The sequence below is a fragment of the Mycobacterium sp. PSTR-4-N genome (assembly GCF_022348085.1).
Lineage (GTDB): Bacteria > Actinomycetota > Actinomycetes > Mycobacteriales > Mycobacteriaceae > Mycobacterium.
This window is the reverse complement of record NZ_JAKRFN010000006.1, coordinates 262254-281439: the sequence shown is the minus strand read 5'-3', so window position 1 is coordinate 281439 and position 19186 is coordinate 262254. Positions and strand designations below refer to the sequence as shown.

Annotated in this window: 20 protein-coding genes and 1 tRNA gene; 6 read left to right on the top strand and 15 right to left on the bottom strand. The window is 68.2% G+C overall.

Translation table 11 applies throughout. The features are described from left to right. Nucleotides 1-2: 2 nt before the first annotated feature. From MHN84_RS11805 to MHN84_RS11780, 6 genes are read right to left on the bottom strand one after another with little or no spacing between them, the layout of a single operon-like run. On the bottom strand, nt 3-1886 hold the full coding sequence (locus MHN84_RS11805; protein WP_241204806.1) for a galactan 5-O-arabinofuranosyltransferase: 1884 nt from the start codon (nt 1884-1886) through the stop codon (nt 3-5). Continuing rightward, entirely contained in the window at nt 1886-2650 is a 765-nt protein-coding gene (locus MHN84_RS11800; RefSeq protein WP_241204805.1) for a decaprenylphospho-beta-D-erythro-pentofuranosid-2-ulose 2-reductase, read from the bottom strand. Before MHN84_RS11800 ends, MHN84_RS11805 begins: the two co-directional genes overlap by 1 nt. Continuing rightward, nucleotides 2651-4033, bottom strand: a complete 1383-nt coding sequence (locus MHN84_RS11795) for an FAD-binding oxidoreductase (protein ID WP_241204804.1) — start codon at nt 4031-4033, stop codon at nt 2651-2653. Nucleotides 4034-4035: 2 nt separating this feature from the next. Continuing rightward, the gene (locus MHN84_RS11790; RefSeq protein WP_241204803.1) at nt 4036-5070 is read right to left on the bottom strand and encodes a hypothetical protein; all 1035 of its coding nucleotides are present in this window, start codon (nt 5068-5070) and stop codon (nt 4036-4038) included. Beyond that, nucleotides 5067-5462 carry a GtrA family protein gene (locus MHN84_RS11785; protein WP_241204873.1) on the bottom strand — a complete coding sequence of 132 codons (396 nt, stop codon included), beginning with the start codon at nt 5460-5462 and terminating at the stop codon, nt 5067-5069. The genes MHN84_RS11790 and MHN84_RS11785 overlap by 4 nt, the downstream gene beginning before the upstream one ends. 24 nt (nt 5463-5486) lie before the next feature. Further along, the gene (locus tag MHN84_RS11780) at nt 5487-6929 is read right to left on the bottom strand and encodes an HNH endonuclease signature motif containing protein (protein ID WP_241204802.1); all 1443 of its coding nucleotides are present in this window, start codon (nt 6927-6929) and stop codon (nt 5487-5489) included. A 148-nt stretch (nt 6930-7077) separates the two neighbouring features. Between MHN84_RS11780 and MHN84_RS11775 the strand changes: the two genes are divergently transcribed. Continuing rightward, complete coding sequence (locus MHN84_RS11775; RefSeq protein WP_241204801.1) at nt 7078-7377, top strand: hypothetical protein; 300 nt, start codon at nt 7078-7080, stop codon at nt 7375-7377. Nucleotides 7378-7438: 61 nt separating this feature from the next. On the opposite strand, the gene MHN84_RS11770 is transcribed toward MHN84_RS11775, so the two are convergent. Both MHN84_RS11770 and MHN84_RS11765 read right to left on the bottom strand, forming a co-directional pair. Beyond that, complete coding sequence (locus MHN84_RS11770; RefSeq protein WP_241204800.1) at nt 7439-7924, bottom strand: nitroreductase/quinone reductase family protein; 486 nt, start codon at nt 7922-7924, stop codon at nt 7439-7441. A gap of 9 nt (nt 7925-7933) precedes the next feature. After that, entirely contained in the window at nt 7934-9280 is a 1347-nt protein-coding gene (locus MHN84_RS11765) for a PLP-dependent aminotransferase family protein (RefSeq protein ID WP_241204872.1), read from the bottom strand. A gap of 103 nt (nt 9281-9383) precedes the next feature. On the opposite strand from MHN84_RS11765, the gene MHN84_RS11760 reads away from it, so the two are divergent. Further along, nucleotides 9384-9842 carry a carboxymuconolactone decarboxylase family protein gene (locus MHN84_RS11760; protein WP_241204799.1) on the top strand — a complete coding sequence of 153 codons (459 nt, stop codon included), beginning with the start codon at nt 9384-9386 and terminating at the stop codon, nt 9840-9842. Nucleotides 9843-9904: 62 nt separating this feature from the next. Continuing rightward, entirely contained in the window at nt 9905-10339 is a 435-nt protein-coding gene (locus MHN84_RS11755; RefSeq protein ID WP_241204798.1) for a pyridoxamine 5'-phosphate oxidase family protein, read from the top strand. Nucleotides 10340-10342: 3 nt separating this feature from the next. On the opposite strand, the gene MHN84_RS11750 is transcribed toward MHN84_RS11755, so the two are convergent. The 5 genes from MHN84_RS11750 to MHN84_RS11730 are packed head-to-tail and all read right to left on the bottom strand — an operon-like array spanning nt 10343 to nt 15378. Then, nucleotides 10343-11173 carry an ABC transporter permease gene (locus tag MHN84_RS11750; RefSeq protein WP_241204797.1) on the bottom strand — a complete coding sequence of 277 codons (831 nt, stop codon included), beginning with the start codon at nt 11171-11173 and terminating at the stop codon, nt 10343-10345. Continuing rightward, nucleotides 11170-12066 (bottom strand): glycosyltransferase, encoded by an 897-nt coding sequence (locus tag MHN84_RS11745; RefSeq protein WP_241204796.1) that lies wholly within the window; start codon nt 12064-12066, stop codon nt 11170-11172. Before MHN84_RS11745 ends, MHN84_RS11750 begins: the two co-directional genes overlap by 4 nt. After that, entirely contained in the window at nt 12059-12871 is an 813-nt protein-coding gene (locus MHN84_RS11740) for an ABC transporter ATP-binding protein (protein WP_221352087.1), read from the bottom strand. Before MHN84_RS11740 ends, MHN84_RS11745 begins: the two co-directional genes overlap by 8 nt. 7 nt (nt 12872-12878) lie before the next feature. Continuing rightward, complete coding sequence (locus tag MHN84_RS11735) at nt 12879-13400, bottom strand: bacterial proteasome activator family protein (RefSeq protein WP_241204795.1); 522 nt, start codon at nt 13398-13400, stop codon at nt 12879-12881. 28 nt (nt 13401-13428) lie between these two features. Continuing rightward, complete coding sequence (locus tag MHN84_RS11730) at nt 13429-15378, bottom strand: DUF6541 family protein (RefSeq protein WP_241204794.1); 1950 nt, start codon at nt 15376-15378, stop codon at nt 13429-13431. Nucleotides 15379-15510: 132 nt separating this feature from the next. On the opposite strand from MHN84_RS11730, the gene MHN84_RS11725 reads away from it, so the two are divergent. Continuing rightward, complete coding sequence (locus MHN84_RS11725; protein WP_241204793.1) at nt 15511-16707, top strand: cysteine desulfurase-like protein; 1197 nt, start codon at nt 15511-15513, stop codon at nt 16705-16707. Between the two features lie 6 nt (nt 16708-16713). On the opposite strand, the gene MHN84_RS11720 is transcribed toward MHN84_RS11725, so the two are convergent. Continuing rightward, nucleotides 16714-17691, bottom strand: coding sequence for an NAD(P)H-quinone oxidoreductase (locus MHN84_RS11720; RefSeq protein WP_241204792.1), 978 nt, complete (start codon nt 17689-17691; stop codon nt 16714-16716). Between the two features lie 78 nt (nt 17692-17769). On the opposite strand from MHN84_RS11720, the gene MHN84_RS11715 reads away from it, so the two are divergent. Together MHN84_RS11715 and MHN84_RS11710 are read left to right on the top strand one after the other, a co-directional pair. Further along, entirely contained in the window at nt 17770-18282 is a 513-nt protein-coding gene (locus MHN84_RS11715; protein ID WP_241204791.1) for a MarR family winged helix-turn-helix transcriptional regulator, read from the top strand. A 10-nt stretch (nt 18283-18292) separates the two neighbouring features. Next, nucleotides 18293-18379, top strand: a tRNA-Ser gene (locus MHN84_RS11710). A 5-nt stretch (nt 18380-18384) separates the two neighbouring features. Here the strand turns inward: MHN84_RS11710 and MHN84_RS11705 are convergent. Further along, nucleotides 18385-18936: a cutinase family protein gene (locus MHN84_RS11705; protein WP_241204790.1), complete on the bottom strand. Its 552-nt coding sequence runs from the start codon at nt 18934-18936 to the stop codon at nt 18385-18387. Between the last annotated feature and the right edge of the window lie 250 nt (nt 18937-19186).

The window sequence follows — 19186 nt, the reverse complement described above, 5'->3', positions numbered from 1 at the left end:
AGCTAGATCGTAGAGGGCGTGCGGATGGCCAGCACGAACGGCCCGATCGTGGACACGTCGAAGCGTGGATCGTCGAACAGCGCCTCGTCGAGGGCGACGTGGTAGCGCCGCACATTGGGTTGATTGGGGTAGACGTCGGAGGCCAGCCGCAGCGTGTAGGTGTCGCCCGCGCCGCGGCGCATCAGGAAGACGCTGGGCGGCTGCCACGGCAGCGCGTCCAACGCGGCGATGAACTGATCGGCGCTGGTCAGCATCGACCACCCCTCGATGGCGCCCGCCCGTTCGGTGAACTGGGCCAGCGGGTTGGCGTAGTGCGACGTCAGACCCTGGAAGCCGTAGTAGGGGTAGTAGGACAGGAAGCTGTAGTCGGCCGTCATCACCACGGTCTCGTTGCGGGGCCGGCCGGTCACCTCTTGGATCTTCGCGTCGACCTCGCGGTAGTACTGCTCGGCGCCGGGGGGCCTGCGGTCGGCGCGCTGGCCGGAGCCGTCGGTGTCGGTGTAGGCGACGACGATGTCGGAGCGCAGCACGTCGGGGATGTCCTGGCTGAAGGTGAGCGCGCCGAGCGCGCCGACCGCGGTGGCGACGGCGACCACCCGGTGGGCGTTCGGTGCGCTCACCCGTGCGGCCAGGGCGCGGGCCGTCTCGATGAAGCCGAATGCGCCGGCGGCGGTGAGCAGCACGGTGAGCGTCGATTGCAGCCGGAACGACAGCAGCGTGGTGCCGACCAGCGTGGTCAACATCGACAGCAGGGACCAGGCGTAGACGGCGAGCACCGCCACGGCCAGCGCACCCGCACGGGTGGAGCTGCGCGCCCTGATCACGAGCCAGAGCGTGCCCAGCAGGCACAGCGCACCGAGCAGCGTGAACTCCAGCATCGGGAACGACAGCTGGGCACCGTCGACGGGCAGGTAGTGCTGGGCGGTGCCGCGATCGGCGGGCGTGCCTTTCGCCGCGGCGATCAAGTAGGGCGCCCACCCGATCAGCGCGATCGCACCGGAGATGACCGCGATGACGGCGAGACGCAGGAGCGGGTCCCAGTGCCTGCGGGTGACGGCCAGCAGCACCGCCATGATCGTCAGCGTGAACGCGGCGTAGGCGAGCAGCAGTGTGTAGAACAGCGCCGCGCCGCCGAGGAAGATGCCGACGGCGACGACAGCGGCCCACCCGGTTTTCCCGCCTCCCCGGGTCTTGCCGCCCAGTCCCGACCACGCCAGCACGAAGATCGGCGGCAGCAGCACGGTGATGATCGCGGCGTAAGGCTCGGCGGGGGTGTAGGCGAGCGCGGTGGCGGCGGTCGCGGTGCTGACAACGAGGGCGTACTCGAAGCGGATCATCGCGGCCCACAGCGCGAACGCGAGCACGATCGCGATCGTGATCGAGAGGACCGACCAGGGCTTGAACATCTCCCAGGCCGGCGTGCCGGTCAGCGCAGCGAGCCGGCCGCCGAGCCAGAACCAGCCGGGCGGATAGAACGGCGGCAGGCCGATGTAGGTCATGTCGTGCAGGGCGGCCGAGTCGGTCAACCGCGTCAGGTATTCGGTGCGGAACTGCTGGTCGACGGAGATCCCGAACAGGTACAGCTTGGTGGCGCCCAGCGGCATCCCCAGCGTCACCACGGAGAAGGCGGCGAGGAACAGCACCGCGCCGAGGCGGGCCACGGTGCGGCGCCCACGACGCCACACCAGCCCGGCGGCGAGAAGCCCTGCCAGACAGACGACCTGACCGACCGTGGTCAGCGCGTGCAGCTGATTGGAGGAGTTGTAGGCCGGCCACTCGACGCGCGCGATCGCGGCCAGGCTGACGACCGCGACCACGGCAGCAATCGCGGCCGCGACGGCCATCTGGCCGGCCACTCGAACCGGCGCGGCCAGCGCGCTGGGCATCAGATGGGCAGCTTGCGGAAGATCGGGCGGGGGATGTGGCGCAGCACCATCATCACGTAACGGAACGCGCCGGGCGCCCACACCAGATCCTTGCCCTTGGCCGACGCGGTGACCGCGAGTTCGGCGACGTACTCCTTGTCGACGGTCAACGGCGCTTCCTTGACGTGTGCGCTCATGCGGGTGCGCACCTGGCCGGGCCGGATGACGAGCACCCGAACGCCGTACTCGCGCAATGCTTCTCCCAGACCGAGGTAGAAACCGTCCAGGCCCGCCTTGGTGGAGCCGTAGACGAAGTTGGAGCGCCGCACGCGTTCGCCGGCGGCGGAGCTCATCGCGATGATCTGACCGGAGCCCTGCGCGCGCATCTTGTCACCGACGAGCACGCCCACCGAGACGGCGGCGGTGTAGTTGATGTCGGCGATCTGGACGGCTTTGCGCTGGTTCTGCCACAGCTCCTCGGCGTCGCCGAGGAGGCCGAACGCCACGATCGCGACGTCGACGTCCCCCTTCGACCATGCAGTGTCGATGACGGCGGGGTGGCTGTCGGTGTCGAGGGCGTCGAAGTCGATGACCTCGACGGCCTTGGCACCCGCATCGCGCATCTGCGCCTCGGCCGCATCGCGCAGCGGATCGCCCGGCATGCACGCCAGGATCACGCGGGCCGCGGCGTTGCGCAGGTAGCGAGCGCAGATCGCCAGCCCGATCTCGGAGGTGCCTCCGAGCAGCAGGATGGTCTGGGGGTTGCCGGTGGCATCAAACACCATTTACAGAAGCTCCAGTCGTCGAGCCATGTCGGAGGCGAAGACCCCGGTGGGATCGACCCTGCGGCGCACCGCGATCCACTCGTCGATGCGCGGGTACATGGCGTGGAAGGTCTCGGCTGTGGTGCGGGAATCCTTGGCGGTGTAGAGGCGGCCGCCGAACTCGAGGACCCGCTTGTCGAGTCCGTTGAGGAACTCGTTGAGGCCCGGCTTGATCGGGAAATCCACGCACACGTTCCAGCCGGGGATCGGAAAGCTCAGCGGCGCTTGGTTTCCCGGACCGAACAGCTTGAACACGTTGAGGAAGGAGTAGAACCCGGAGCGCTGGATGTCGACGAGGATCGCCTTGAACTCCTCGACGGCGTCGGTAGGAACCACGAACTGGTACTGGCCGAAACCCAGTGAGCCGTAGGCCCGGTTCCACTCCCCGAACATGTCGAGCGGGTGGTAGAACTGCGTCAGGTTCTGGACCTTGCCGCGGTAGGTGCCCGACTTGCGGTACCAGAGCTCGCCGATCGGCATGAAGGTGTACTTGTTCGCCAAGCCGTTGGGGAACACGTCGGGCAGCGTGAGCAGTTGCGGCGCATCGAATTTCAGCGGATTCTTCTGCAGCTTCGGCGGCAGCTGGTCGAGGGTGGCCAGGGAACCGCGGGAGATGGCGGCGCGGCCGAGCTTGGGCGGGGCGCTGATCGCGTCGAACCACGCGCTGGAGTAGGTGTAGTTGTCCTCGGTGCCGTCGCTGTGGAACGCGATCGTCTCGTCGAGGCTCGCGGTGACGTCACCGTCGGCGATGAAGTACGCGGTCTCGGTCGGCGTCATCGCGATGGTGGCGCGCAGGATGATGCCGGTCAGCCCGTTGCCGCCGACGGTGGCCCAGAAGAGCTCACGCTCGGGACCGTCGGGGGTGATCGTGCGGACCTGGCCATCGGCGGTGAGCAGCTCCATCGAGCGGACGTGGTTGCCGAAGCTGCCGGCACTGTGGTGGTTCTTGCCGTGGATGTCGCAGGCGATGGCGCCGCCGATGGTGACCTGGCGGGTGCCGGGCAACACGGGCACCCACAGTCCGAGCGGCAGCGCCGCGCGCATCAGCTGGTCGAGGTTGACGCCGGCATCGACGTCGACGAGCGCGTCGTCGGTGTTGATCGCATGGATGCGGTTGAGCGCGTTCATGTCGATGACCAGGCCGCCGCCGTTCTGGGCGTTGTCACCGTACGAGCGGCCGAGGCCACGGGCGAGTACCCCCCGGTCGGGGTCTTCGGCGGCGCGGGTGACGGCCTTGACGATCACCTCGGGATCCGGCGTCGTCAGCACCTGCGCGACGGTCGGAGCGGTGCGGCCCCAGCCGGTCAGGCGCTTGGCGGTGGTCGGAAACTCGGTGCGAAACATCGTCACAGAGGGTACCGCTTCGCAGCGGCCACTCGGTGCAGCGCGAGGGTGGCGCGGAGGTCGTCGAGCAGCGGGTCGACGAAGTCGGTGCGGTGTTTGGCATCGGTGGCGGCGCGGGCGCTGAGATACATGAACGTCATCGCGATCAGGATGAGTGTGATGTGGGCCAGCGCCTGGTCGATCGGGAGTGCGATGTCCAGCCACTGGCTGCGCGCCGGATTCCCGTCGGTCAGGTGGTCGAGCACCGTGTCGTTGAGCACCACGAGCCCCATCACGAAGAAGATCACGCCGGTCACGAGGGCGACGACCAGTGCCTGGATGCTCTGAGCAAGGGACACCACCGCGACGACCTTGGCCCTTTCCGACCGGCGCAACGGTGGCTCGATGTCGGCGATCAGAGGGCGGCAGGCGTGGATGGACTCGGTGACCGTGAAGGTCAGCGCGATCGCGGCCATGCCGCCGGCCAGCAGCCAGATCCGGCTGGTCTCGAGGTTGGCGGCGATGTACCAGACGGTGTTGTTGAAGAACACCAGAAGGGTGAGCAGAACCACCGGAAGTGCCCTGGCGAACAGTTGGCCCGCCGAGCGCAGATGGGTGAACGTGGTGCGCAGCGCCCAGGCCAGGATCGCGCCGAACCCGCAGCCGCTCGCGCCCAGGATCACGAGGACCACCGCCACGTCGACGGCTTCGGTGCCGAAGGCCGTCCACCCACCGGCCTCATAGGTGTCCGACGCCAGACCGACCACGATCGAGCCCCACGCGATGACCGCGCGCGCCCCCGTGCTCGCGATGCGGCTCACGGCGAACGCGACGCCCGCCATCAGCGGGACGAGCGCGGCCAGCACCACGAGCACCGACCAATCGGCGATCGTCGGGGACGTGCTGATGTCGATGTCCTGGTCACCCGAGGCGACCAGAACGTAGAGCTCGGCGAGCATCAACGTGGCCCAGGCGGCCAGCGCCGGTGCCGACCGACGCACGACGGCATGCCAACCGTCGGTGACCAGCGCTGTTCGTGCCGCCGGGCCGACCGTCATCGCAGCCGGAAGATGACGGCGCGCTGCACGATGAAGTTGATCACGGTCGCGGTGCCCTGCGCGATGACGAACGCGACCGGGACCTGGCAGGGCTGGTTCTGGAACTGCAGGTAGAACACGTAGTTGATGCCCACCTGAACCGCGTAGGTGACCGCATAGAGCACCACCACTGCGATGAACCGCGCGCGGCTGGGCGGCGCCTGGAAGGTCCACCGTCGATTGATCAGGTAGGCCGTCGTCGTCCCGGCGATGAAGCTCAGCGTCTTGGCGACGTTGACGTGCAGGCCCGCGGCGAGCAACGCCACGTACAGCCCGAAGTCCACGACGGCCGCCAGCCCACCGGTCACGACGAACCGCCAGATCTGCGTCGTCAGACTCAGCTGCGGTGACAGCGGGGGCTCGGCCACCCGGGCAGCTTAGAACGGGGGAGGTCCGTGGGGTTCGGCGCCGTGCTGTTGGTTGAGGCGACGCGCCGCGGTGACCGCGCGGGCTCGGTTCTGCGCGCGGGTGTGTCGTCGCCGCGGCATCATCGCACCGCGCGCCACGCAGGCTGCGGGTCTCGGCGGGTCGTCGTCCCACAGCGTGCCGGTCGGGCGGCACAGCGACGGGAAGAGATCCCGACTGCCCGGATACGTCGTGTACTCGTGGCCGGTCGGGCTGGTCCATATCACCGTGCCGTCGGGCAGCTGACGGTCGCGCCAGCCCTCGGGGCCGTCCCAGAACGTCTTCAGGAGATGATGAAAACGGCACAGCGCCTTGAGGTTCGACGCATGGGTGGGTCCGACGGGGTAGGGGACGGTGTGATCGATGTCGGCTTCGGTGGCGGGCACGTCGCAGCCGGGAAAGCGGCAGGTGACATCGCGGCAGCGGACAAACTCGGCGAGTGCGCGCGACGGCGTGTAGCGGCCTTCGGGCAGAGAGTCCCCCGGGTGCACGATCTGGCGTAGGCGCGCCCGGGTCAGGTTCAACGCCTCCACCGGAGTGACGCCGGACCCGAAGAGGAGTGCGGGCTTGTTCGTGCGGGCGGGTGCCGGGGTGGCCGTGTCTTTCACGGTCTCGCTGTCGGCGATCACGAACACCGTCGTGTTCCGGCTCGGCGTCGGCCCGCTGGCGGCGTCGCAATCCTCGAGACCGCACTGACACACCAGCGCGTCGAGCCCGGCACCGACGGCATTCAGCGCGTCGGCCCTGCGGTTCTGGAGGCTGCGGGGGTCCGCCGCGCAGACGGTGTGCGCAATCGCCTCCAGGCGGTCCTGCAGCGCGGTCGCGTCGGCGGCGGGCAGCAGGGCCCAGACGCTCGTGAATCCCGGCGCGTCAGAGGGCGACCCGAACTCGACCCGCCGTTCCGTCGCGGATTCCACCACCTGACGCACCGCGATCGGATCGTGCGCCAACACGGTCGCGTCGATGGCCTGCTCGAGCTTCTTCTCCGACAGCTGCCCCCAGCGGCCGACCCGGTCCGCGATCACCGCATCGACCTCGGCCATCACCGCCGGGTCGGTCACCAGTCCGGTGCGGTAGACGATCTTGCGGATCAGCAGATCGGTGATGAGGCCGTCGGCGAACAGCGCCGCCACCCGGGGGAGCCGATCTCTGAGCGCCACCGCGCGTTGGGTCTGGTGGAGTGCAAGCCCCTGCGTGACGCCCACGGCCACCGCCACCTCTGCGGCCACCGCTGCCTCGGGATCGAGCCACCAGCCGGAGCGATCCTCGGCGTCGACTCCCGTGCGCCGGGTGAACAACTCGGCCATCACCGCCATCTTGCGGGCCGCGGCGGCGTTCTCGTCGCGCGCCCATTGCCGGGCGGCGTCGATCAGATCTGCGGCGCTCAACGCGGTCAGATCCGATTCTTCGAACATGTGTTCGAGTATACCGGGTGTGCCGACAAGTTTCAGTCATGTGTTTCTGCCACCGATGATCAAATTTCTGCCACCCGAAATGTTCTGGGGCGCGGGCGAGTTCCAGCTATCAGATCACCACGATCGAAAACCAGAAGAGGGCAAGACAATGAAGAAGTTCACCATCACCACAGCTGCCGCCGCCGCCCTGACTGCCGGAGCCCTGGGCTTGGCCGCCCCCGCATTCGCCGCCCCGACCGGAGGCGACGCCGAGCAGACCATCAGCGAGCTCGAGGCGCAGGGCAACCGGGTCGTCGTGACCCGCCAGTCCAGCGCACCGCTGGACGAGGCGTCGGTCGTCTCCGTGACCCGCGGGCCCATCCAGCGCGGCGCCGAGCCGTTCGGTACCTCCAACGGCGATTCGAACCGCTCGACCATCAACCAGACGATCTACGTCACGGTGAAGTAGTCCCCTCCGAGATCCCCCCTCGGAGAACGGCAAAGGGCGCCCCCACAAGGGGCGCCCTTTGTCATGGGATCCGCCGCAGTCGGACCAGCGGAATGGTTCGATCACCCGCTCGCACTTCGTAATCCGCGTAACCGGCGTAGAGGTCCACGGCCCTCTCCCATGCATCGGTGCGCTCGGCAGGGTCGGTGATCTCCGACGCGGTGTAGGTGCCGCTGCGCCGGCCGGCGAGGACTTCGACGCGGGGGTTGACCTTCAGATTGCGATACCACGACGGGTTGCCCGGCCGGCCATAGTTGGACGCGATCAGGATCATCGAATCACCGTCGACCACATACAGCAGCGGCAAGGTGCGGCGCTGGCCGGTCTTGGCGCCGATCGTCGTCAACAGCATCGCCGGAACCGGGAACACACTGCTGATGCGACCGCCGCTGAGGCGCAGTAGCGGCGGATCGATCCGTGGCGCCAGCCGGGTGACGTACCAGTAGCCCGGCTGCGTACGCGCGAAGCGTTCGAGAATTCGCTCGTACGCGTTCATGTGACGCCGCATGGTGCGACGCTACAACCGACTGGCGGCCAGCACCTCACACAACGCCGAGATCGCCGCGCCGAAGGCATGTTCGGGTGGCGCGGCGTACCCGACGACGATGCCGTCGCGCTGATCGACAGCCGCGTCGGGGTGGCGCAGGATCGACAGCCCGGTCAGCGCGATCCCGGCCTCGCCCGCCCGGCGCATCACCTCGGCCTCGGTGCCGTCGGGCAGCGTCACCAGCAGATTGAGTCCGGCAGCCAATCCGGCCGTGCCGACGTCGAACGGTGTCAGTGCGCCCACGAGTGCGTCCCTGCGCCGCCGGTACCGCCCGCGCATCCGTCGGATGTGGCGGTCGTAGTACCCCCGCGACACGAAGTCGGCCAGGGTGAGTTGGTTGATCACGTCGACGGAGAACTGTTGGCCGCCAGCGGCGTCGACGACCGGATCGACCAGCGTCTCGGGCAAGGCGAGCCACCCCAGCCGCAATGCCGGTGACAAGCTCTTGCTGACCGATCCGAGGTAGACCACCCGTCCCGGGTCCAACGCCTGCAGCGCGCCGATGGGTTGGCGATCGAAGCGAAATTCCCCGTCGTAGTCGTCGTCGAGCACGAAAGCCGATGTCCGGCGGGCCCATTCGACCACCGCGGTACGTCGCGACGGGTGCAGCGGCATCCCCAGCGGATTGTGGTGCGCCGGTGTCAGAAGCACGCCGGCAGCGTCGAGCCCCTCCAGTTCCTCGACGACGGCGCCGTGGTCGTCGACGCCGATCGGCACCGTCGACCCGCCCGCTGCCGTGATCGCATCGCGAAACAAGTGCAGCCCATACGCTTCGACCGCAATCGGACCGCCCAGCGCCCGGGTCAGCAGCTCCACGCCGTGGCGGACGCCGGCGCAGATGACGATCGACTCCGGCGAAGTTCGAACACCGCGTGCGCGCGCCAGATAATCCGCCAAGGCAGAACGCAACTCGATACGTCCCCGCGGGTCTCCCAGGTGCAGTGCGGAGTTCGGCGCGGCGATCAGCGCGCGACGCGTCGACGCGATCCACTGGCTTCGGGGGAACTCCGACACATCCGGCGACCCGGGCATCAGGTTGTGGACCGGGGCGACCGATTGCCCGCGGGGCCGGGTGTGGGCAGACGGCTGGGCCGTGTTCAGCACCCAGGTGCCCGCCCCCTGGCGGGACCCGAACCACCCCTCGGCGACGAGTTCGGCGTAAGCGTCGGCGACGGTGTTGCGGGCCAGTCCGAGATCGGCGGCCAACGTGCGCGACGCCGGCAACATGGTGCCCGGCGTCAGCCGGCCGGATCGTGCCGCTTCGCGCAGCGCCGCGATCACCGTCTCCTTCGCGCCCCTCGTCCCGGGGACGAGCATCTGCCGCAGTTCCAGGTGCAGATCGCGCCCACCTGAATTGGCCCATGAAACCACGGGTCAATTGAACCATCGGCGCGGGCTTCTACCGCCTAGCGTCGATGTCATGACACAGACACTGACCGGCCCGAGATTCCCGATCTACAAGAGCTCCCCCGAGCTCTACGACGCGATGATGAAGCTCTCCACCGCGGCGGCCAAGGACGTCGAGCCCGAGCTGGGTGAGCTGATCAAGATCCGCGCCTCGCAGATGAACCGCTGCGCGTTCTGCCTCGACATGCACACCCGCGACGCATGCAAACTGGGTGTGAGCGACCAGAAGATCGACGTCCTCGCGGCGTGGACCGAAGCCGGCGACCTCTTCAGTGCGCGCGAACGGGCTGCCCTCGCGCTCACCGAATCCCTCACGGTGCTCGGCGATCACGGGGTGCCCGAGGACGTCTACGCCGTCGCCGCCGACACGTTCACCCAACGCGAGCTCGGCCAGGTGATCGCGATGGCCGTCACCATCAACGCCTGGAATCGGATCAACGCCGCCGTGCAGACCCCACCGCCGCACCGCTGAGTCGGCGAAGAAGTGCCGTTGGACCCTACGAGTCACCGGCGTCGCCGACGACCATGGTGGACATGGATGCGACAACCGCCCCGGTGACCGAGCTGTCCGAATCGCAGAGCTGGCAGCTGCTGTCCGGACTCACGCTCGGCAGATTGGTGACCACCGTCGGCGGCTGGACGGAGATCTTTCCCGTCAACTACGTCGTCCAGCACAAGACCCTGCTGTTCCGCACCGCCGAGGGCACGAAGCTGCTGACCGCGGTTCTCAACGAGAACGTCGTGTTCGAAGCAGACGACCACAACGTCGCCGAGGGGTGGAGCGTCGTGGTCCGCGGAACAGCCAAGCTACTCAGCGCATCCGCCGAGATCGCCGAGGCCGACAGCGCCGGCCTGTATCCATGGGTCGCGACCCGCAAGCTGCGCTACGTGCGGATCACCCCGCACACGCTCACGGGCCGCCGGTTCGTCTTCGGACCGGAGCCGGATCGGAACGCCCTGGTCAGCTGAGCGTCACACCCAGTACGGCACCCGCGCCCGATACTGGCGCATCGCCAGTGCGGCGAACGTCCAACCGAGTACGGTCAGCACCAGCACCACCAGCCAGTGCCGCAGTTCCTGATCCGCGCCGAGCAGCGGTGCGCGCACGATGTCGAGGTAGTGCAGCAGCGGGTTGAGTTCGACGATCTTGGCCCAGTGCCCGGCACCCTGGGCCTGCAGCGTGGACTCGTTCCAGATGATCGGCGTCATGAAGAACAGCAGCTGCACCAGGCTGTTCAGCAGCGGGCTGATGTCGCGGTAGCGGGTCGCGAGGATGCCGAAACACAGGGACACCCAGACACAGTTCAGCGCAATGAGACCCAGCGCCGGGATGACGGCGAGGTCGGTCCACGTCCACGGCTTCGGATAGATGATCGCGATGATCACGAAGATGATGATGTTGTGGGCGAACAGGATCATCTGCCGCCACACCAGCCGGTACACGTGCACCGACAGCGGCGTCGGAAGCTGTTTGATCAGGCCCTCGTTGGCGATGAACACCTCGGCGCCCTCGAGGATCGAGGCATTGATCAGGTTCCAGATGATCAGCCCGAGCGTCACGTAGGGAAGATGTTCGGACAGTTCGAGTTTGAACAGCTTGGAATAGAGCGCACCCATCGCGACGGCAGTCGTGCCCGTGGCGATGGTGATCCAGAACGGGCCGAGCACAGAACGTCGGTAGCGCTGCTTGATGTCCTGCCAACCCAGGTGCAACCACAGCTCGCGCTTGCCGAAGCCGCCGACCAGATCGGCCCATGCGCGGGTGAACGTCCTCGACTGCGCCGCGGCATCGGTGAACGTCATCGGCGTGTGAACCTCTCTCGTCGTCCCATCCGTCGCAACCGAATCCACTCGGCGAAGCCGCGGGGGTCGCGCGCCGACACCAGGAAGTACCAGCCGAAGCGCAGCCACTCCTGCGCGACGAGCTTGCGCATGCCGGGCTGGGCCTGCAGGTAGCCACGGTTGCGGTAGGTGTAGAACCGCTTGATCTCGTTGTCCGGGTACTGGGTGTGCATCCGGCCGCCCAGAATGGGCTTGAATTCCTCTGTGCCGCAGGGGTGGAGATAGACCGCGTCGAGGCAGGTGCCGAACGGCAGACCCGTGCGGATCAGGCGCCGGTGCACCTCGGTCTCGTCGCCGCGGATGAACAGCCGCAGATCCGGCACGCCCACCGCCTCGATCGTCGACGCGCGGAACAGTGCGCCGTTGAACAGCGAGGCGATGCCGGGCAACAGGTCTCCGCTGCCGTCGGTGCGCAATTCGCCGGCCAGGCGCCGCCACACCAGGCCGCGGCGCAGCGGGAACGCGAGCCGTTCGGGGTGGTCGAGGTTGCACACCATCGGCGACACCTCGGCGAGTCCGTGCCGCTCGGCGCACCGCAGCAAGGTCCCCAACACCTCACTGTCCTGCGGGCGGCCGTCGTCGTCGGCCAGCCACACCCAGTCCGCGCCGAGCGCCAGCGCATGCAGCATGCCGAGCGCGAAGCCGCCCGCGCCGCCGAGGTTGCGCTTCGAGCCCAAATAGGTCGTCGAAATCGGTTGGCCGGCAACGATATCCCGCACCGTGTCATCGGCGTCGTTGTCGATCACGATGAGGTGGTCGGGGCGGCGGCTCTGCGACGCCACGACGTCGAGGGACTTCGCGAGCTCGTCGGGACGGCGATGGGTCACGACGACCGCGCATACGGTCTCACCCACGCGCGGTCTCCTCGAGGACCTCCCGCACATGCCGTGCGGCGTCCTCGCCCTCGTAGGCCCGCACCACGTCCTCGATGCCGCCCTCCATTTTCACGGTGCCGTGGTCGATCCACATCGCGGTGTTGCACAGGCGGGCCAGGAACTCGTTGGAATGGCTGGCGAAGACCAGGATTCCCGACCGTGCCACCAGATCGGCCAGTCGGGTCTGCGCCTTCTTCAGGAAGTCGGCGTCGACCGCGCCGATGCCCTCGTCGAGGAGCAGGATCTCCGGATCGATGCTCGTCACCACACCCATCGCCAATCGCACGCGCATACCGGTCGAGTACGTCCGCAGCGGCATCGACAGGTAGTCGCCGAGCTCGGTGAACTCGGCGATCTCGTCGACCTTGGACATCATCTGCTTGCGCGTCTGCCCGAGGAACAGGCCGCGGATGATGATGTTCTCGAAGCCGGAGATCTCGGGGTCCATGCCGACGCCCAGGTCGAAGACGGGGGCCACCCGGCCCTGCACCGTCGCCACGCCGCGAGTCGGCTCGTAGATGCCCGACAGCAGGCGCAGCAGGGTGGACTTACCCGCGCCGTTGTGTCCGACCAGGCCGACCCGGTCGCCCATCTTCAACGACATCGTGATGTCGCGGAGCGCCTCGATGACGACGACGTTGGATTCGTTGCGCCCGATCGCGCCGCCGGCCTTGCCGAGGAACGCCTTCTTCAGCGAACGCGTCTTGGCGTCGAAGATCGGAAACTCCACCCACGCGTCGCGCGTCTCGATGAACGGTTCCGTCGAGCTGTGGGGACTGCTCACCGACGTCTCACAGGTACTGCCCGGTGCCGGGATGCCCGGGCCCGCCGCGTTGCCCCGGGATGCTCACGCCGGGCGGAAGTGCCCCCTGGCGCATCTGCTCGAGCTGCTGACGGGCGGCCATCTGCTGGGCGAACAGGGCGGTCTGGATGCCGTGGAACAACCCCTCCAGCCAGCCCACCAGCTGCGCCTGGGCGATCCGCAGCTCCGAATCCGACGGCACCGCGTCCTCCGTAAACGGCAGCGTGAGCCGCTCGAGTTCGGCACGCAACTCCGGCGCGAGGCCGTCCTCCAGCTCGCTGATGCTGGTGCGGTGGATGTCGCGCAGCCGGCCGCGGCTGGCTTCGTCGAGCGGGGCGGCGCGCACCTCCTCGAGCAGCTGTTTGATCATGGTGCCGATCCGCATGACTTTGGCCGGTTGCTCGACGAGGTCGGTGAGCGATTTCCCGTCGGAGCTCTGCTCGGCGTCGGGCGTCCCGTCGCCGATGATCTCGATGTTGTCGTCGTTGTCCGATGTCATGCCCGAAGTCATGTTCCTAGAGTGCCCCAGCGTTGCGTCGTCATTCCGGTCGGGCTCCGCGCCACCGATAGATGCGCGTCTCGCCGTTGTCGTAGATCTTCTCCCAGGAGCGGGATTTGTCCAGCGACGCCAGCCCGTCGGGGATCACGAATCCCCGCACCACCGGCGTGCTCACGAGAAGGTAGCGGATGTTCAGCGCCGCGACCGCCTCGGCCACCCGGGGATCGGTGTCGGCGTCGTCGGCGTAGGCCCAGATGATGAATCGGTGATAGCCGGGTCCCTGCTGCACCGGGTAGTCGTAGTGGGTCCACAGCGGATGCAGATCGGCGATGGCGTACATCCACGCGGTGCCGTCGGTGTTGGCGTTGGCGATCAGGGTGTCGCGCGCCCCCGGCAGCGTGGCCAGGTACGCGAACGCCTCGAGGTCCTTGCCGTCGATGATCACCGAGTCGTACTTGTCGCCGAACAGGAACTCGTGGCGCGGCAGGTAGTGCACGGCGGATGAGACGGCTGCCACCGCGAGCACGGCCGCGACCGCGGCGTGGCGGACGCGCGCCGGAATCGTCGGAACACGCTCGGCCAACCAGCAGGCGCCGGCCGTGGCCGCGATGCCGGCCAGCGCGCTCAGCAGCAGGGTGATCACCGCGGACAGCCGGCGCGGGTCGCTGTAGAAGAGGTCGCTGAACTGGCCGATGGCCGCCCCCAGGGGGCCACCGAACGGCGCCGAGGAGTGCACGATCGAGGCGACCAGCAGCAGCCACACCGGCACGGGCCACCACACCCGCCGAACGATCAGCAGGATGCCGCCGGCGGCCGCCAGCACGACCAGCCACCATTGGATCGGGAAGTCGTTGAGGTGGCGGGTGTGCTGCACGACCGCGTCGAACAGTGCTCGCTTCCTGCCCTGATGGGTGACGAAGGAATGCCCTTCGATGATCTCCGCCTGCTGCAGCACACCGAGGAATTGCGGCAGCAGCAGGGCCACCGACGGAGCGGCGACGGCGACGAGCGTGCCGAGATCGCCGAGCCGACCTCGCACCGGGCGGCGCAGCGCTTCGACCGACCACCAGGCGGCGACCAGCAGGACCGTGACCACCCCGCCGGTGATGTGCACGGAGAAGACCCCGACGACGGCCAGCACGGCCATCGGGATGCGGTCGCGGTGGGCCAGCGTCGTGGTGACGAGCACGAACGCGCCGACGGCGATGCCGTAGGCCGCGAGATTGGCGATCGAGGCGGTGTCGAATTCGACATAGGGGACCGCGGTGAACGACGCGGCCAACGCCGCCGAGGTGGCGGCCGCCCCGAAGGTGGGCCACGGCGCCGCCCACCGGTGCATGAGCTGCCAGGTCAACATCGCCGCGCTGGCCGGGAACAGCCAGCAGGACACCGCGACGGAGACGACCGTGTAGGCGGTCGCCGGCGCCGCCCCGGTCACCTGGGCGAACACCGCGGCCAGTGCATGGAACGCGGACGGGTAGTACAGCGCCTCGTGGGTTTCGATGTTGCGTAATTCGCCCATGTGCGTCGGGGAGGCCTGGCCGGTGTCGAGGATGAACCGGATGGTGTTGGCGTGCCAGACCGCGTCCCAGGTGCTGGGAATCGACTGCCAGTTCTGCAGCCCGCGGGAGGCGGCCACCCAGATCAGGATCGCGCCGACGACGACGCCTGCCCCGGTCACCAGCGCCGCACCGCGCGGCGGGCGCGGTCTCTGCGGCAGGTTCTGCAGGCCCGGCCGGACTCGTCGCGCCAGTAGCCGCAAACCAGCGATCGCAGCTGCCAACACCGCGAGAGCAACCAGCGCCGTGCCGGCGTTCCACGGCACTGCGAGGGCACCGAACGGCACGATTGCCATGGCCACGGCGCCGTAGGTCAGAGCCGGCCCGGCGGCCACCGAGGCGGTCCATCCCAGCCCGCCGCACCGGGCGATGATTGCCCCGGGGATCACCAGCAACGCCCACGCAACCAGCACGCCGTACCCGTTGCTCACTGGACTAGTATGGCTGCCCAGATGTCCCGTACCGGCCACGGCATGGGCAGCACGAGCGAGGTCGGGCAATCGCTCACCGACCGCGATGCGGCGGTACGGCGAGGTTCCCTGGACGCACTAAGGTGGGCTGACATGGCATACGACGTCGCCCGGGTGCGTGGTCTGCACCCATCGTTGGGCGATGGCTGGGTGCACTTCGACGCGCAGCACGGCATGCTGCTGCCGGATACGGTCAGCCGTGCGGTGTCCACCGCGTTCCGCGGCTCGATGCCGACGGTGGGCAGTCCGCACCCGTCATCGCGGCGCAGCGCGGCGGTGCTCGCTGCAGCCCGCCAGGCGGTGGCCGATCTGGTCAACGCCGACCCTGCCGGGGTGGTCCTCGGCGCCGACCGCGCAGTGCTGCTGACGTCGCTTGCCGATGCGGCATCGGGCCGCGTCGGCCTCGGTTACGAGGTCGTGGTGTCCCGGCTCGACGACGAGGCGAACATCGCCCCGTGGTTGCGCGCGGCCAACCGCTACGGCGCCCAGGTCAAGTGGGCCGAGGTGGACATCGAGACCGGAGACCTGCCCACGTGGCAGTGGGAGGGCCTGGTGAACCGGGCCACCCGGCTGGTCGCATTGACCTCGGCGTCAACCACTTTGGGCACGGTCACCGAGCTGCGCGAGGTGACCAAGCTGGTGCACGACGTCGGCGGCCTCGCCGTCGTCGATCACTCGGCCGCCGCACCCTACCGCCTCATCGACATCGACGAGGTGGAGGCCGACGTGGTGGCGCTCAACGCACTGGCCTGGGGTGGTCCCCCGGTCGGCGCGCTCGTCTTCCGTGACCCGTCGCTCATCGACGCATTCGGGTCGGTCTCCTTGGACCCCGACGCAACCGGACCGGCTCGTCTGGAGTTGGGCTCGCACCAGTTCGGTTATCTCGCCGGCCTGGTGGCGAGCATCGAATACCTTGCCGGTCTTGAAGATTCGGCCCAGGGCAGCCGTCGTGAACGGCTCGCGGTGTCGATGAGGTCCGCCTCGGCCTACCTCGACGGGCTGTTCGACTATCTGCTGTCCTCGCTGCGGGTACTGCCCACGGTGATCGTGATCGGCAGCCCGGAGGAGCGCATCCCGGTGCTCAGCTTCGCCGTCGAGAACGTGCCCGCCGAGCGGGTGGTGCAGCGGCTCGCCGACAACGGAATCCTCGCGATCGCGAACGCGAGTTCTCGCGTGCTCGACGTCATCGGGGTCAACGACGTGGGGGGCGCGGTGACGATCGGACTGGCCCACTACAGCACCGCGGCCGAGGTCGATCAGCTGGTGCGGGCGCTCGCTTCGCTCGGCTGACCTGCGCTAATCACTCACGCGCAGAATGACTTTCCCGGACACGTCGCCGGATTCGAGCAGCTCGTGGGCCGCCTGGGCCTGCGAGATCGGGAACTCGGCGCCGATCACCGGTCTGACCTGGCCGTCGGCGATCATCGGCCACACGTTGTCCCGCACCTGCGTGACGATCTCGGACTTCCCGGCAGGGCCGTCAACGGGTCGGGCACGGAGCGCGGTGGCGAACACGCCGCCGCGCTTGGCCAGGAGCTTGCCGATGTTCAGGTCGCCCGTGGCGCCACCTTGCATGCCGATGATGACCACGCGACCGTCTTTGGCGAGGGCATCGATGTTGCGGTCCAGGTAGGCCGCCCCCATGATGTCGAGGATGACGTCGGCCCCGCCCGCGTCGCGGATCACCTCGACGAAATCCTGGGAGTGGTAGTCGATGGTGATCTCCGCGCCGAGTTCTGCGCACAGCTCGAGTTTGTTCGCCGATCCTGCGGTCACCGCGACCCGGCACCCCAGCGCGCCGGCTACCTGGATCGCGTGGGTGCCGATGCCGCTTGCGCCCCCGTGCACGAGGAGCAGTTGGCCGGGCCGGATGCCGGCGGTCATCACGATGTTCGACCAGACGGTGCACGCCACCTCGGGTAGTCCGGCGGCGTATGCCAGAGGTACCCCCTCGGGTGCGGGGAGCAGCTGACCCGCCGGAACGGCGACGTATTCGGCGTAACCGCCGCCTGCCAGCAAAGCGCAGACCTGTTGCCCCGGGGCCCACTCCGTCGTACCGAGGTCGGCACCCAGGCTCTCGATAACCCCGGACACCTCGAGCCCGATGATGTCGCTCGCGCCCGGTGGAGGTGGGTAGTGCCCGGCCGCTTGGAGCAGGTCGGCCCGATTCACCCCGGCGGCGGTGACCCGCAGCAACACTTCGCCGGGACCGGGTACCACATCGGGGACGGTGTGCCAGGTCAGTCGGCCGGAGTCCGCCACGATAGCCAGCATTGGGGCAACGCTACTACGCAGCGGAAACAGCAGTCCTTTTGCCCGATCGCAACGGGCCGCTGCCTCTAATATGTGCACATGGAGGGGACCATCGGGGGGCGTAGCGCGAGCGATACGCCGGGTTTGGACGTGTCAGAACAGCGTGCGTGGCAGAACTTCTTGGAAGCCGCGCTGCGGTTGTACGCGACGATGAACAGAGCGCTTGTGGACAAGCACAAGCTCACACTGAACGACGTGCGATTGCTCGACCTGCTCGCCGCGTCGCCGGCGGGTTCTGCCCGGATGGGCGATCTCGCGGAGTCGTTGATGTCGCTGCCGAGCCGTGTCACGCGCCAGATCAACCGGCTGGAGAAACAGAGCCTGGTGACGCGCGGCGCCAGCCCGGACGACGGTCGCGGGGTGCTGGCATCGATCACCTCGCAGGGCCGAGACGCGCTGTCGTCGGCGCAGCAGACGTACGGGGCGGCGGTGCGCGAGCACTTCGTCGAGCGGCTGTCGCGTCCGCAGGTGGCGGCGATGGGGGAGAACTGCCGCCGGATCAGCACCGCGTTGCAGTCGGGGGCGCCGTCGGCGAAGGTCGGCCGCGTCTAGACTGACCCGCGGTGGCGTGGCAGAGCGGCCTAATGCACTCGCCTTGAAAGCGAGAGACGGCTAACACCGTCCGGGGGTTCAAATCCCTCCGCCACCGCTTCGCTACACCCGGCCGGCGACGAACGCCGCGGCTTCGTCGACCATGCCGTTCTGCACGTAGGCGTAGTGCCCCGTATTGGTGGAGGGTCCCGCGTCGCAGTACTGGTCGCCGGTGGCGCACTGGTCGATGGTCCGACTGCCATAAACCGGGCTCTTGTCGGGGAGCGGGCCGCCGCCGTTCATCGTGCGCATCGGATTGCCGAACACCGCGAGCGCCGCGACGTGCGGCTCGTCCTCGGCGGGGATGGGCATCGGGGTGAACAGGCCCACGCGCTGGCCGATCGCCAGGACATCGACGACACCGGCGCCCTGTGAATAACCGCCCAGGACGATGCGGGTGTCGGGACAGGTGGTCGCCGTGGCGTGTACGCGGGCCAGCGCGTCGGTACCGCCTGCGCGCACCGAGGTGTAGAGGTTCCAGTCGGCGGGATAGTTCACTGCGTAGGTCGACACCGATTTGGCGCCCACCTTGCTGCGGACCGAGTTGATGAACGCGGTGCCGAGCCACCCTACGCCGGCAGGCTCGGTCGTCCCTCGGGCGAATATGACTTCCACATCGTTGCAACCCTGTGCGGATGCCGCTGGTACACCCATCCCGGTCGCTGTGCCCGCGCATATGGTTGCGACAGTGGACAAGACACTAACCACGGATCGTCTTTTCATGGTGCTTCTGTTGCACGAAGCAAAGTCATCGAAACATAAGTAGCAACGTCAATTACCATCGAGTGCCCGATCTGTGGAGGTGTCCGCCGATCGGAGGACATGATGATCCACCGACGCATTCCACCCAATAGCGGATGTGAAT

Coding starts and splice junctions, on each gene's coding strand:
- MHN84_RS11790 (WP_241204803.1), bottom strand. CDS start 5,070: ATGACGGTCGGCCCGGCGGCACGAACAGCGCTGGTCACCGACGGTTGG.
- MHN84_RS11715 (WP_241204791.1), top strand. CDS start 17,770: ATGGAGGGGACCATCGGGGGGCGTAGCGCGAGCGATACGCCGGGTTTG.
- MHN84_RS11765 (WP_241204872.1), bottom strand. CDS start 9,280: ATGCTCGTCCCCGGGACGAGGGGCGCGAAGGAGACGGTGATCGCGGCG.
- MHN84_RS11720 (WP_241204792.1), bottom strand. CDS start 17,691: ATGCTGGCTATCGTGGCGGACTCCGGCCGACTGACCTGGCACACCGTC.
- MHN84_RS11755 (WP_241204798.1), top strand. CDS start 9,905: ATGGATGCGACAACCGCCCCGGTGACCGAGCTGTCCGAATCGCAGAGC.
- MHN84_RS11735 (WP_241204795.1), bottom strand. CDS start 13,400: ATGACTTCGGGCATGACATCGGACAACGACGACAACATCGAGATCATC.
- MHN84_RS11770 (WP_241204800.1), bottom strand. CDS start 7,924: ATGCGGCGTCACATGAACGCGTACGAGCGAATTCTCGAACGCTTCGCG.
- MHN84_RS11750 (WP_241204797.1), bottom strand. CDS start 11,173: ATGACGTTCACCGATGCCGCGGCGCAGTCGAGGACGTTCACCCGCGCA.
- MHN84_RS11760 (WP_241204799.1), top strand. CDS start 9,384: ATGACACAGACACTGACCGGCCCGAGATTCCCGATCTACAAGAGCTCC.
- MHN84_RS11795 (WP_241204804.1), bottom strand. CDS start 4,033: ATGTTTCGCACCGAGTTTCCGACCACCGCCAAGCGCCTGACCGGCTGG.
- MHN84_RS11805 (WP_241204806.1), bottom strand. CDS start 1,886: ATGCCCAGCGCGCTGGCCGCGCCGGTTCGAGTGGCCGGCCAGATGGCC.
- MHN84_RS11800 (WP_241204805.1), bottom strand. CDS start 2,650: ATGGTGTTTGATGCCACCGGCAACCCCCAGACCATCCTGCTGCTCGGA.
- MHN84_RS11725 (WP_241204793.1), top strand. CDS start 15,511: ATGGCATACGACGTCGCCCGGGTGCGTGGTCTGCACCCATCGTTGGGC.
- MHN84_RS11775 (WP_241204801.1), top strand. CDS start 7,078: ATGAAGAAGTTCACCATCACCACAGCTGCCGCCGCCGCCCTGACTGCC.
- MHN84_RS11780 (WP_241204802.1), bottom strand. CDS start 6,929: ATGTTCGAAGAATCGGATCTGACCGCGTTGAGCGCCGCAGATCTGATC.